General features: G+C 45.5%; 11 protein-coding genes. 9 read left to right on the forward strand and 2 right to left on the reverse strand.

Annotated features, from left to right (window positions below; genetic code table 11):
* Nucleotides 1–97: 97 nt before the first annotated feature.
* From BCT81_RS07365 to BCT81_RS07405, 9 genes are all read left to right on the forward strand, one after another.
* A complete protein-coding gene (locus BCT81_RS07365) occupies nucleotides 98–724 on the forward strand; it encodes an HD domain-containing protein (RefSeq protein WP_102423697.1) in 627 nt (208 codons plus the stop codon).
* Between the two features lie 39 nt (nucleotides 725–763).
* Nucleotides 764–1279: an N-acetyltransferase gene (locus tag BCT81_RS07370; protein WP_102423698.1), complete on the forward strand. Its 516-nt coding sequence runs from the start codon at nucleotides 764–766 to the stop codon at nucleotides 1277–1279.
* Nucleotides 1280–1395: 116 nt separating this feature from the next.
* Nucleotides 1396–2082, forward strand: a complete 687-nt coding sequence (locus BCT81_RS07375; protein ID WP_102423699.1) for a DNA-3-methyladenine glycosylase I — start codon at nucleotides 1396–1398, stop codon at nucleotides 2080–2082.
* A gap of 194 nt (nucleotides 2083–2276) precedes the next feature.
* Nucleotides 2277–3011: a GntR family transcriptional regulator gene (locus BCT81_RS07380; protein ID WP_017630710.1), complete on the forward strand. Its 735-nt coding sequence runs from the start codon at nucleotides 2277–2279 to the stop codon at nucleotides 3009–3011.
* A 459-nt stretch (nucleotides 3012–3470) separates the two neighbouring features.
* Nucleotides 3471–4916 carry a xanthine dehydrogenase small subunit gene (gene xdhA, locus BCT81_RS07385; protein WP_102423700.1) on the forward strand — a complete coding sequence of 482 codons (1446 nt, stop codon included), beginning with the start codon at nucleotides 3471–3473 and terminating at the stop codon, nucleotides 4914–4916.
* The gene (xdhB, locus tag BCT81_RS07390; protein WP_102423701.1) at nucleotides 4909–7299 is read left to right on the forward strand and encodes a xanthine dehydrogenase molybdopterin binding subunit; all 2391 of its coding nucleotides are present in this window, start codon (nucleotides 4909–4911) and stop codon (nucleotides 7297–7299) included. Before xdhA ends, xdhB begins: the two co-directional genes overlap by 8 nt.
* A 49-nt stretch (nucleotides 7300–7348) precedes the next feature.
* The gene (gene xdhC / locus BCT81_RS07395) at nucleotides 7349–8230 is read left to right on the forward strand and encodes a xanthine dehydrogenase accessory protein XdhC (RefSeq protein ID WP_004737505.1); all 882 of its coding nucleotides are present in this window, start codon (nucleotides 7349–7351) and stop codon (nucleotides 8228–8230) included.
* A 59-nt stretch (nucleotides 8231–8289) separates the two neighbouring features.
* Nucleotides 8290–9624: a guanine deaminase gene (guaD, locus tag BCT81_RS07400; protein ID WP_102423702.1), complete on the forward strand. Its 1335-nt coding sequence runs from the start codon at nucleotides 8290–8292 to the stop codon at nucleotides 9622–9624.
* Between the two features lie 255 nt (nucleotides 9625–9879).
* Nucleotides 9880–10758 carry an AEC family transporter gene (locus BCT81_RS07405; protein ID WP_102423703.1) on the forward strand — a complete coding sequence of 293 codons (879 nt, stop codon included), beginning with the start codon at nucleotides 9880–9882 and terminating at the stop codon, nucleotides 10756–10758.
* Between the two features lie 86 nt (nucleotides 10759–10844).
* Here BCT81_RS07405 and BCT81_RS07410 read toward each other — a convergent pair whose 3' ends face one another.
* Together BCT81_RS07410 and BCT81_RS07415 are read right to left on the reverse strand one after the other, a co-directional pair.
* Nucleotides 10845–12104 carry a hypothetical protein gene (locus BCT81_RS07410; protein WP_102423704.1) on the reverse strand — a complete coding sequence of 420 codons (1260 nt, stop codon included), beginning with the start codon at nucleotides 12102–12104 and terminating at the stop codon, nucleotides 10845–10847.
* A 22-nt stretch (nucleotides 12105–12126) separates the two neighbouring features.
* The gene (locus BCT81_RS07415) at nucleotides 12127–12336 is read right to left on the reverse strand and encodes a hypothetical protein (RefSeq protein ID WP_102423705.1); all 210 of its coding nucleotides are present in this window, start codon (nucleotides 12334–12336) and stop codon (nucleotides 12127–12129) included.
* Between the last annotated feature and the right edge of the window lie 289 nt (nucleotides 12337–12625).

Genomic DNA, 12625 nt, shown 5'->3' on the forward strand with positions numbered 1-12625 from the left:
CTTTTATAAAAGATAAAAACGCGCGCTTGAAACTGTTAAAGTCGATTTGAAATAAATGTTAGGTATTAAGCAACATCAGTAACGGAGAAAGAGACGCGTGAAGGGAAAGTTTGAAGACCAACTGCTTGATTTTGCACAGCAAGAAATGACACAAGATGCAGCACACGACATCAGCCACATTAAACGTGTCGTCAAAACTGCAAAGGCATTGTGTGATCAAGAACAAGCTAAGCTTGAAGTCGTTTTACCAGCGGCTTATCTTCATGATTGTTTCACCTTTCCTAAGAACCACCCAGACAGAGCCCAAAGCTCGAAAATGGCTGCAGACAAGGCGATCGCTTTCCTTAAGTCTATCGACTACCCCACATCCTATCTTGATGAGATCCATCATGCCATTGTCACCCACAGCTACAGCGCCAACATCACACCGGAAACCCTAGAAGCGCAAATCGTCCAGGATGCGGATCGCCTTGATTCTCTCGGTGCAATTGGTATCGCTCGATGTTTGTACGTGGGTCAGAGCTTTAACGCTGAACTGTATAACCACGAAGACCCGTTCGCTGAACATCGTGACTTGGATGACAAGCATTACAGCGTCGACCACTTCTACGTGAAGCTATTTAAGCTCGCTGAAACCATGATTACCGAATCCGCCAAGTTAGAAGCTAACAAGCGCACTGACTACATGCGCGGCTTTCTTGAACAGTTGGGCACAGAAGTTTAGTGGCTTAGAAAAAGAGACACACGACAAGGAAAGAAGGATATGGAAATAAATCGCTTTAAGGCATCCGACGCCGACGAGATCGTCACTTGGTTTACATCCCTCGAAGACTACGTACTGTGGGGAGGGCGAACCTTTGGTTGGCCGTTAGAGGCCTCTTCCATCATCGAACGTTCTCAAGAGCCCCATGTCGAGCTCTATACCTTCTCTGAATCTAGTGCTCTCTCTGAACTGAGTTCGAACGGCAATCACACTGAACTGATCGGGTTTATGGAGTTTCAACGTATGTCAGACAGTGAACTCCGATTCTGCCGAGTGGCCATTCACCCAAGTCAGCGTGGTAAAGGGTTTGGGCAGTCCATGATAGAAAGTGCATTAAACGCTGCGAAACAAATCCCTGATGTCACCACCATCAGCTTAGCGGTCTTTCAGCAGAATATCGGAGCAAAACGTTGCTACGACAAAGCAGGCTTTCAAGTGGTCGACAAAGAACCCAAGTTCAAAGAGTTCAATGGCAACACCTGGCCTCTGTATCAAATGGAATTAAAGCTCAGCTAGCGTGTTTTAGTCGGCTCGTTCGTTTTAATTAACCGACTTACTTTAGTTAACAGAATCGTTTTAATTGCCAGATTCGACCCCATATCTTAAAAAATCGCATTAATTTGGAACCTTCAATGACCCAAGAAAAATTCGACACCATTTATCAACGTGCGGCCCATCGTAAAGGTGGAGCAGCCGAACTCGAAAAGATTGTTCGAGCACCTCTATCACAAGCCCAGCTATCACAAATCACCGACGACCGCTGGTTAGCCGCTTTTACTGAAAAGGTGTTCCAATGCGGTATTTCTTGGAATGTAGTGAGAAAGAAATGGCCGCAATTTGAAGAAGTGTTCTTTGGATTCGACATCGAAAAAATGCTAATGCTGCCAAATGAAATGTGGGAGCAGAAAGCGCAAGACCCGCGTATTATTCGTCACCTCACCAAAGTCATGACGATTCCAGCTAATGCCATGATGATCCGCAATGCCAAGCGTGAAGCGGATTCATTCTCACAAATGGTTGCCGACTGGCCTTCAGAACAAATTACAGAATTGTGGGATTACCTGAAAAAACACGGCAAGCGATTGGGCGGAAATACAGGCGCCTACACCCTACGTCAAATGGGGAAAGACACCTTCATTCTGTCTTCTGACGTTGAAGCGCACCTGCGAAGTACGGATGTGATCGACAGCGGACGTAACACCAAGCGAGCACAAGTTGCGGCAAGTAAAGCTTTTAACGAGTGGCAGCAGCAATCAGGTCGTAGCCTGAGCGAAATCAGCCAGATCGTTGCTTACAGCTGTGGTGATAACCGCGTTTAACAATCGAGAGCGTGGCTTAAAACGGAATATTTGGCACAGTTCCCTGCAAACTAAATGTTATAAGTCATTAACAAATAAGCGTACCTCGCACTTTCATCCGGTGGCATTGTATAGATAAATGTATACAATATAGATTAATACTCATGAATTATTCTCGACCAACTCGACTCGACTAAACAAGGGCCCTTATCTCTATGACAGCTCTCAAAAACTCTGTCTCCAAAGGTGTAAAAACAAAAGTAACAGGCCAGACTCAAGACGATGTTGTTTACTGCCATATCTTCGACGCAATATTAGAACAAAGGCTGCCGCCAGCCACAAAATTAAGCGAAGAAGCACTAGCAGAAATCTTCGGAGTTAGCCGCACAATCATTCGCCGTGCCTTGCTGCGTCTATCTTTAGAGCAAGTTGTGGTTATCCGTCCGAACCGAGGCGCCATGATTGCCGCGCCAACGGTAGACGAAGCCAAACAAATATTTAAAGCGCGTGAAGTGATGGAGCTTGCTATCACAGAGCTTGCCGTAAAAAACGCCACCAAAGCTCAGATCGAAGAGTGTAGAAAATTGGTCGCGAAAGAGAACTGTGCCTTTGACCAAGGTGATTACGGCTCTGGATTACGTTTGTCTGGTGAGTTCCACATCAAACTGGCAGAAATGGCAGAAAATGCACCCCTGCTCGCTTTCCAACGCAGCCTAGTATCACAAACCTCACTGCTTATCGCTCAATACGAGACAGGTAATCACTCGAACTGTTCTTTGGATGAGCATGAAGGATTACTTGATGCCATTGAGTCTGGTGATGAAGAACAAGCCGTCGAATTGATGAAAGAGCATTTGAGCCACATTCGTTCCAAGCTCAACCTAGACAGCAGCACCGCATCGAGCGACCTGCATGTTGTGTTCTCAGATTTACTTAAGAACAAATCATAACGAGCTAACTATTCCAATCCAGCTCTAACAACTTTCTGTTAATAACTTTTTGTTAACAAGACGGGAGAGAAGTAATCCTCTGTGTTTACTTCTCTTTTTTATGCCTTTCCCATAATCACAGACGCGAAGATCGACTCATTTCACCTCAAACACTCTCTATTCTGCCCTAAATAGCGCTCTTAGCTTCTACAGTATTTGATCCATCAATGCCAAAAACCTTGTCTTTATTTTGTATACATCGCTATTAATTCATTCACACCACAAAACTCAGTACTTCCAATTTAAAGCCAAATAAAACAAACAACTACAGACGAAAACAAATTGTACACAATCCAACAATGCGCAATGTTGTTGCATTTTTGTAAATAAATAGTTGACCACAGGGTCAGGATGGATAATTATTGACCTAGAAGTCAAAAAGAATACACATGGAACAATGTCGATTTACAAGGAGGTCTCTTGATTACTTTTTTGCTCAATCAGGAAATAAGACGTGAAGACAATCTGTCGCCGAATATGACAGTGCTCAATTACCTTCGTACCAAGGTTAATAAAACCGGTACCAAAGAAGGTTGTGGGTCGGGTGACTGTGGCGCATGTACCGTCGTTTTAGGTGAAGTGGTGGATGGACAGCTCCAATACCGCTCGGTGAACTCTTGCCTTACGTTCGTTTCAGCGCTACACGGAAAACAGCTGATCACAGTAGAAGATCTACAAAACCGAGACAAGTCACTGCACCCTGTACAGAAAGCTGTGGTTGATTTTCACGGTTCACAATGTGGTTACTGCACGCCGGGCTTTATCATGTCAATGTTTGCACTAGGCAAGAACAAACCCGATGCGAGCAAAGAAGATGTCATGGAATCACTGGCGGGTAACCTATGTCGCTGTACAGGCTACCGACCTATTGTTGATGCCGCGATGTCGCTTTCAACAGACCAACCTTTGATCGACCAATTTGCTGAACTTGAACGCAACACCATCAAGAAGCTAGAAGATATTCAAGACACCGAAGCCAACCTACGCCTTGGTCACCTCACCGCTTTTTCCCCGAAAAGCACTGATGAGTTGGCCAAGCTTTTCCAAGCCCACCCGAACGCTAAGCTGGTTGCTGGCGGCACGGATTTAGCACTGGAAGTGACGCAATTCCATCGTGAAATTGAAACACTGATCAGCGTAAACCTTGTTGAAGACATGAAGGTATGTGAAGAAACCGACACCGACTTAATCATTGGTGCCAACCTTCCAATCAGTGACTCTTACTCACTACTGAAAAAACACTACCCAGATTTTGGTGAACTGTTACACCGCTTTGCTTCGCTGCAAGTACGTAACCAAGGCACCATCGGCGGTAACGTGGCGAATGCCTCGCCTATCGGTGATACGCCTCCTCTGCTGATTGCCCTGAACGCGAAGATCAAACTTCGTTGCGGCGACGAGTCACGCACCATGCCGATCGAAGATTACTTCATCAGCTACAAGGTGACGGCGCAGAAAGAGAGTGAGTTCATTGAACAAATCATCATCCCTAAACCAACCAACGACAGCTTCCGTGCTTACAAACTGTCTAAACGTTTAGACGATGACATCTCTGCAGTATGTGGTGCGTTCGATATTCAAGTCGAAGAAGGCAAGGTAACACACGCTCGTATCGCCTTTGGTGGTATGGCTGCAACGCCTAAGCGCGCAACCCGTTGTGAAAATACGTTATTAGGCAAACCATGGACAGACGCTAATATTAAGTTAGCGATGCAAGAACTGTATAGCGACTTTGAACCGCTATCTGATTTCCGTGCAAGCCAAGAATACCGTTCATTGTCGGCGGCAAACATGTTGCGTCGCTACTTCATTGAACAACAGAATAAAAACAACCAAATCGAAACAAGGGTAACGTCTTATGTCTAATTCAAACAAGCATGCGATGACCCACGAAGAGATGGTTACCATTGCAAAACAAGACCTAAAAACTGGCGTGGGTAAGAGCGTTAAACACGACAGTGCAGCCAAACAAGTAACGGGCGAAGCGGTATACATTGATGACCGACTAGAGTTTCCCAATCAGCTGCACGTGTACGCACGCCTGAGTACTCAAGCGCATGCGAAGATCACTAAGATCGACGTTTCACCGTGTTACGAATTTGATGGTGTAGCCATTGCTATCCAAGCCAAAGACGTTCCGGGTGAACTGGATATCGGTGCAATCCTACCGGGTGACCCACTGCTTGCTGACGGCAAAGTAGAATATTACGGCCAACCCGTGATTGCTGTAGCAGCGAACGATCTAGAAACGGCACGCAAAGCCGCACACGCAGCGATTATTGAATACGAAGAGCTACCTGCCATTCTTGATGTCAAAGAAGCGCTAGAGAAAGAGCACTTCGTAACTGAAAGCCACATTCAACAGCGTGGTGACTCAAAAGCCGCACTGGCAAAAGCGAAACACGTGATCTCTGGTGACCTAGAGATCGGCGGCCAAGAGCACTTCTACCTAGAAACTCAAATCAGTAGCGTAATGCCAACCGAAGATGGCGGCATGATCGTCTACACCTCTACACAAAACCCGACCGAAGTACAAAAACTGGTCGCGGAAGTGATTGGCGTACCGATGCACAAAGTCGTGATCGATATGCGTCGTATGGGTGGTGGTTTCGGTGGCAAAGAAACTCAAGCAGCCTCTCCTGCCTGTATGGCAGCGGTGATTGCCCACCTGACAGGCCGACCGACCAAAATGCGCCTACTGCGTAACGAAGACATGCAACAAACCGGTAAACGACACCCGTTTTACAACCAATACACCGTCGGTTTTGACGATAATGGTGTGATTCAAGGTGCTGACATTACCGTTGCAGGTAACTGTGGTTACTCGCCAGACTTATCAAGCTCTATCGTCGACCGTGCGATGTTCCACTCAGACAACGCTTACTACCTAGGCGATGCAACCGTGGTTGGTCATCGATGCAAAACCAACACAGCATCGAACACTGCGTATCGTGGCTTTGGTGGTCCACAAGGCATGATGACCATCGAACACATCATGGATGAGATTGCGCGTTACCTGAAAAAAGATCCTTTGGAAGTACGTAAGGCGAACTACTACGGTGAAGAAGGCCGTAACGTGACCCATTACTACCAAACCGTTGAAGACAACTTTTTACCTGAGATAACCGAACAGCTTGAACGCAGCAGTGACTATCACGCACGTCGTAAAGAAATTGCTGAGTTCAACAAGCAGAGCCCTATCTTGAAGAAAGGTCTTGCTATCACACCTGTGAAATTCGGCATCTCGTTTACTGCGACTTTCTTGAACCAAGCAGGTGCGCTTATCCATATCTACACCGATGGCAGTATTCATTTGAATCACGGTGGTACGGAAATGGGGCAAGGCTTGAACATCAAAGTGGCACAAATAGTTGCACAGGAGTTCCAAGTCGATGTCGAACGTATACAGATCACCGCTACAAACACAGACAAAGTTCCGAACACATCACCAACCGCAGCCTCATCGGGCGCCGACCTCAACGGTAAGGCCGCGCAAAACGCAGCAATAGCCATTAAGCAGCGCCTGATCGACTTCGCTTCTGCACACTTCAAAGTGTCTCCAGAAGAGGTAGTGTTCAAGAACGGCATGGTGCAAATCCGCGATGAAATCATGACCTTCAACTCATTTGTTGAACTGGCTTGGTTTAACCAAATCTCGCTATCGAGCACTGGCTTCTACCGCACTCCGAAGATCTATTACGATCACGAGAAAGCGCGCGGTCGTCCGTTCTACTACTACGCCTACGGTGCTTCTTGTTCGGAGGTCATCATCGATACTCTCACTGGCGAGAACAAGATTCTGCGTGTTGATATTCTGCATGACGTGGGCGCTTCACTGAACCCTGCGATTGACATCGGCCAAGTCGAAGGCGGCTTTGTGCAAGGTGTCGGCTGGTTGACGACAGAAGAGCTAGTATGGAACCAACAAGGTCGCTTAATGACCAATGGCCCAGCAAGCTACAAAATCCCTGCGATTGCTGATATGCCAATTGATTTCAGAACGCACCTTTTGGAAAACCGCAGCAACCCAGAAGACACAGTATTCAACTCGAAAGCCGTGGGTGAGCCACCTTTCATGTTGGGTATGTCGGTATGGAGTGCATTGAAAGATGCGATTAGCTACGTGGCCGTTGATGGAGCGATTCCTAAGCTCAACACACCAGCAACGCCAGAGCGTATTTTGATGGCGATTCAGGAAGTCTCTGAAACAGCCCCGACTTCGGTCGATGCTCAATCAGAAACGGCTTAATAAGACTGATATAGAGCTTAGGAAGCACAGAAGGGATTTAGGAGGACATATGTTTAAGGATAATTGGATTCACGAACTGGCAAAACTGGAAGAGAACTACGAACCATGTGTCATGGTGACAGTGCTTGAAGACAGAGGCTCAGTGCCACGTGATGCGGGTACCAAGATGCTTGTCACTCGTGACCGAATCATCGCTACGATTGGTGGTGGTCACCTTGAACATGTGGCCACTAAAATGGCGCGTGAAATGCTGATTGCCAGTGAAAAATCGCTCAAAGTGGAACGCTTTAACCTAGGGGCTCGTTTAGGCCAATGTTGTGGCGGAATGGCAACATTAAGCTTTGAACCGATTGGCACTCAACAGAACCACCTCGTCCTGTTTGGCGCTGGCCATGTGGCAAAAGCGCTGCTGCACATTGTTGCGACTCTACCCTTCCGTGTGACCTGGATTGATGAACGTGAAGAAGTGTTCCCGGACACGCTTCCTCACGGTGTCAAAAAGCTAGTCACAGACGATCCGGTTGGCGAAGTTAAACACATGCCACCGAACAGCTACTACCTAGTAATGACCCACAACCACCAGCTTGATTTCGATTTAACTAAGGCCATTATCGACCGTGAAGACAGCCGTTACTTCGGCATGATCGGCTCGCTGACCAAGCGTAAGAAGTTTGACTTCCGCTTAGAGCAACGTGGTTACAGCCAAGAGCAAATTGAAACTATGATATGCCCAATAGGCATTAGTGCTGTGAATGGCAAACATCCCGCTGAAATTGCGGTATCGGTTGCGGGTGAACTGATCGCACACTATCAGGGCCAAGCACTTGAACAAAAGCGCCCAACCAAACAATATCAAAATCAGGATTTGACCGATCAACACAGTCAATCAAGCGATGTAGGTGAGCCTCCTTTGGAAGAGAAGATCGCCTAATACAAGTCGCAAAGCTTCGGTAGCCATAACGTTACTGAAGTCATTAAAAGGAAGTAAACATGACAACGCAACGCAAAGCTTATCGCGCCAGTATTTTACACAGCGTAGCCGACCCAAAAGACGTCGGTATCGATGAGTCTTATGACTATTTTGAAGACGGTGTTTTAGTAGTTGAGAATGGCCACATCGTCGACTTAGGCCATGCCGATGACGTATTGGCACGTCAGCCTAAAACACTCGAAGTAAAAGAATACAAAGACAAACTGATCACCTCTGGTTTTATTGATACGCACATCCACTACCCTCAAACGGGGATGATAGCGTCTTACGGTGAACAGCTACTTGATTGGTTAGAGAACTACACCTTCCCAGAAGAAAAACGTTTCAAAAACCCAGTCTACGCGCACAAAGTGGCGAAGCTATTTCTAGACGAACTGGCGAGCAACGGTACTACGACGGCACTCGTGTTCGGCACCGTACACAAAGAGTCAGTCAACGTGTTCTTTGAAGAAGCTGAGAAACGTAACCTACGTATGATCGCAGGTAAGGTTTTAATGGATCGCAATGCGCCCGATTACCTCACCGATACTCCAGAATCTGGCTATGAAGATTCAAAAGAACTCATTGAGAAATGGCATAACCGAGGTCGCTTACACTACGCAGTAACACCACGTTTTGCACCAACCAGTACGCCAGAACAGTTGGCGACGGTTGGGAAATTACTCGAAGAGTATCCAGACGTTTACATGCACACTCACCTTTCTGAAAACAAGAAAGAGATCGATTGGGTTCTAGAGTTGTTCCCAGAACGCGACAGCTACTTAGATGTGTATGACCACTATGGCTTGCTGCATAAGCGTTCAGTATTTGCACACGGTATTCACCTATCAGAATGCGAATGCAAGCGCCTAGCGGATACCGATTCTGCAATCGCCTTCTGCCCTACTTCCAACCTGTTTTTAGGTTCTGGCTTATTCAAGCTACCAAAAATGGAAGAGCACGGTATTCGTGTTGGAATGGGGACAGACGTTGGCGCTGGTACCAGCTTCTCGATTCTGCAAACCATGAGCGAAGCGTACAAAATCATGCAGCTTCAACAAGAGAAACTTCACCCTGCTAAATCGCTGTTTTTGGCAACTTTAGGTGGCGCACGTTCTCTGCATTTAGAAGATAAAATCGGTAACCTAGAAGTAGGCAAAGAAGCCGATTTCGTCGTGTTAGATCTCCACGCGACACAACTGATGCGCTTTAGAATGGAACAAGCGACTAAGCTTGAAGAAAAACTCTTTGTACTGATGAGCTTAGGGGACGACAGAACCGTCAGCGAGACTTACATCTACGGTGAGAAAGCCTACGACGTCAATTTCAAAGATTACAAAAAGCTTGTGAGTTAGCGAATAACTCACTGTTGTTAGGTAACCTTTGTTGTTAAAGAACCCGTCCAGATTCGCCTAGCCTTAAAAGACCAGTTGCTAATGCCACTGGTCTTTTTTGTGCTTCATTCAAAGAAATACAAATTATTACTTGTGGTGTGCTCAACACCCATGACGCAGCCAAGTTATGTTGGTACGTTAGACGGTGGTAGACCAAATATTGTCCGTTTAAAACTATTGTCCGCTTAAAACTACACACGCTTAGAAAGGAATTCTATGTTCGAACAGGTCGTTAGCATTCTGTTTCCCGTTTTTGCACTCGCCAGTGCTGGCTTTGCAGTCGGTCGTTGGCTTAAGTCCGATTTCAAGCCAATCAATCGCATTAACATGGATGTCTGTATTCCTGCTTTGGTGTTTGCATCGCTGACCACCATGCCACTCGACACCGAACAACTGCCGCTGATTTCTGCCTCTTTGGTTGCGGTGTTAGTGCCCGCACTGCTGATGATTCCGATCTGTAAGATCTTTAAGCTCAACTTCAAAGCTTGGGCTCCGCCACACATGTTTCGCAATAGCGGCAACCTTGCGATTCCTCTGTTCACTTATACCTTTGGCGAAAGTGCATTAGCTCCAGCAGTACTGCTGTTTGTGGTATCAGCGTGTGTTCATATCAGTGTAGGCTTAGCGTTATTAAGCGAAGGTAACCCGATCAAACAGATCTTCAAGATGCCGATATTCTTGGCTGCTTTATTAGCAATGACACTCAATTTATCCGGCATTGCAGTGTGGAATCCTATCTACGAAGCCACATCGCTGCTTGGGCAAGCTGCTGTTCCTATCATGCTGTTGTCACTAGGCTCACAAATGGTCAACTTGAGGCTGAGCGGTCTGAAAGTCGGCTTGTTATGTACAGCGCAATCTCTGTTCACTGGGGCGATCGCTTTTACGATCATCTACTTCTTCATTCCTCTACCCACTCTACACTTGCAGATGATGGTACTGTTCACCATGCTGCCACCTGCTGTGATGAATTACCTGTTTGCAGAAAGGTTCAACGTAGAGCCACCTAAGGTCGCCTCTATGGTGCTGTTCGGCAACTTCTTAAGCGTGGTAACGCTGCCGATATTACTGTCTTTTGCCCTGTCCATGTCCTAAAAAGTTACTGCGAGACCACTGTACGACAGGTACAAAAAATGGGCAGATAGACTGCCCATTTTTACATCAGGATGGAGGTAAGAGGCTTACTTCCAGAACTGAATGCTATTGAAGTTGCTGTATTTCTTCACTGCACCGTCGTATTTCGCTTTCATTGCAGCGAAGTCGCTATCCGTTAAATCAGATGCTGTTGAAGACTCTAGATCCACAGCTTTAAGCGTCTCAAGTGCACTTGCATTTAGGCTAGTTGCTGAGATTTTCTTACTACCATCATTAGTAAGCGTTGCAGACGTCACTTTCTCGCGTCCCGCAAGGTCGGCTGCAGTTGCAGTACAATTCTCATCTCGGTTGAAACCTTTGTACCAAGTCAGCGTTTTCTCGCCATCAGCGATTTGTTTGATCGTACAAGCATCAGGGCTAAGGCCAACCAGTTTATTCGCATTATTAAAGTTATAAGCAATCAAGTCTGACGGAGACTGTTTTGAATACTTATCTTTTTGCGTGATCTTGTTGTCTGTTGAGCGAGCCATACGACTAACCGTCGAAGCAAAATAGAAATCAGAGTTACCTTTAGAAGGAGATACTGTATCTTTTATCGCCCAGAAGTACGGTGTCTTAGTATTTTCTAAACTAACGTTAGAACCGTATAGGTACGCAAAAGAATTGACGATAGCATCTTGGCCATCAGCAAAGTTGTCAGCCCACTGGTACGCTCGGTAGCCAATTTTCTGACCATCTTCCGACCCGTAATCCATGTAATGCTCAATGGTGAACTCACCGGAAGGCGCTTTCTTCACTTTCGCAAGATCACCTACCAACTTACCTTTGAATTTAAATAGGAAGGTATTTGATATTTCTTGCCCATTTAGGCTGATTTTATCGATAGAGTATTGGGTCTCGTCAGCAGATCCATAGCGAGTAAAGAAAACAAGACCACTTGTCGTCTTTGCCATTGCTTTGTCTACTTTATTCACGTCAAAAGCACAATTCGCTGCGCCGTCTTCAACTTCAAAAGCAATCGTAGCGCCATCTTTAGTGATCACACAAACTTGGTTGTTTAAGTTGAACTCTTTTGACTTTGCTAAAAAGATATCACTGTGTGCTGATTTAGAATTAGCAATATCATCAATTGAGCTTAGAGTTTGAGGAGAATAATTGGCAGTAAGAGAAGAAATTGCTTCATCTAGGTTCATGAATTCAACTTTATTTTGTTGAATTTTATCTACAGCGAATTTAATGGCAGCTTTAGATTTATAGTATCCCTGCAGGTTATTATCTTCGTTAGCGTAGACCGATGTTGCTATTGATGAAACCCCAATAACTAGAGGTAATAGTATCTTTGACATAACTTAATATTCCTTCTAGTTTTTAATTGGAGTTGCTTGGTGCTTCAAAGCCAGTAATGCTTCCAGACGAAAACTCTACAGTGCTCAGTTTTTTTAAATGACTGGCACTCAGCTTAAGGGCTGAACGCTCTGAAGACGTTTTAGAAGCCGCGCTGTTGTTGTTCGAAGTATTACCTCCGCCGCCACATGCAGTAAGTGAAGCCAGTAATATTAAGCCAATGATTTTCTTCATGCATTTATTCCTAACATTAAACGTAGACTTAATGTCCACTTCCGAATAGACACACAAGATAAAAACATAAAGTTCCCACCCTACGAATAAATATCATTGTTGATTTTTACGTTAATGTTTAATAAGCGCACAAAATAGAAACTCAATATAAAATAAGTTTGATATCATTCTTTCCCTTACCATCCCCTCCTGAACAAAAGCGCAAAAATGAACAACAAAATATTTTATTTATTTTGACTTTGTTCTCCTCGAACTTCATCTTCCTCAAGTTATCTAGTTAATAAAATAC

Origin of the sequence: Vibrio sp. 10N.261.52.A1 (assembly GCF_002876325.1) — a bacterium.
Taxonomy (GTDB): domain Bacteria; phylum Pseudomonadota; class Gammaproteobacteria; order Enterobacterales; family Vibrionaceae; genus Vibrio; species Vibrio chagasii.

Coding starts and splice junctions, on each gene's coding strand:
- BCT81_RS07370 (WP_102423698.1), top strand. CDS start 764: ATGGAAATAAATCGCTTTAAGGCATCCGACGCCGACGAGATCGTCACT.
- BCT81_RS07375 (WP_102423699.1), top strand. CDS start 1,396: ATGACCCAAGAAAAATTCGACACCATTTATCAACGTGCGGCCCATCGT.
- BCT81_RS07380 (WP_017630710.1), top strand. CDS start 2,277: ATGACAGCTCTCAAAAACTCTGTCTCCAAAGGTGTAAAAACAAAAGTA.
- xdhB (WP_102423701.1), top strand. CDS start 4,909: ATGTCTAATTCAAACAAGCATGCGATGACCCACGAAGAGATGGTTACC.
- xdhC (WP_004737505.1), top strand. CDS start 7,349: ATGTTTAAGGATAATTGGATTCACGAACTGGCAAAACTGGAAGAGAAC.
- guaD (WP_102423702.1), top strand. CDS start 8,290: ATGACAACGCAACGCAAAGCTTATCGCGCCAGTATTTTACACAGCGTA.
- BCT81_RS07405 (WP_102423703.1), top strand. CDS start 9,880: ATGTTCGAACAGGTCGTTAGCATTCTGTTTCCCGTTTTTGCACTCGCC.
- BCT81_RS07410 (WP_102423704.1), bottom strand. CDS start 12,104: ATGTCAAAGATACTATTACCTCTAGTTATTGGGGTTTCATCAATAGCA.
- BCT81_RS07415 (WP_102423705.1), bottom strand. CDS start 12,336: ATGAAGAAAATCATTGGCTTAATATTACTGGCTTCACTTACTGCATGT.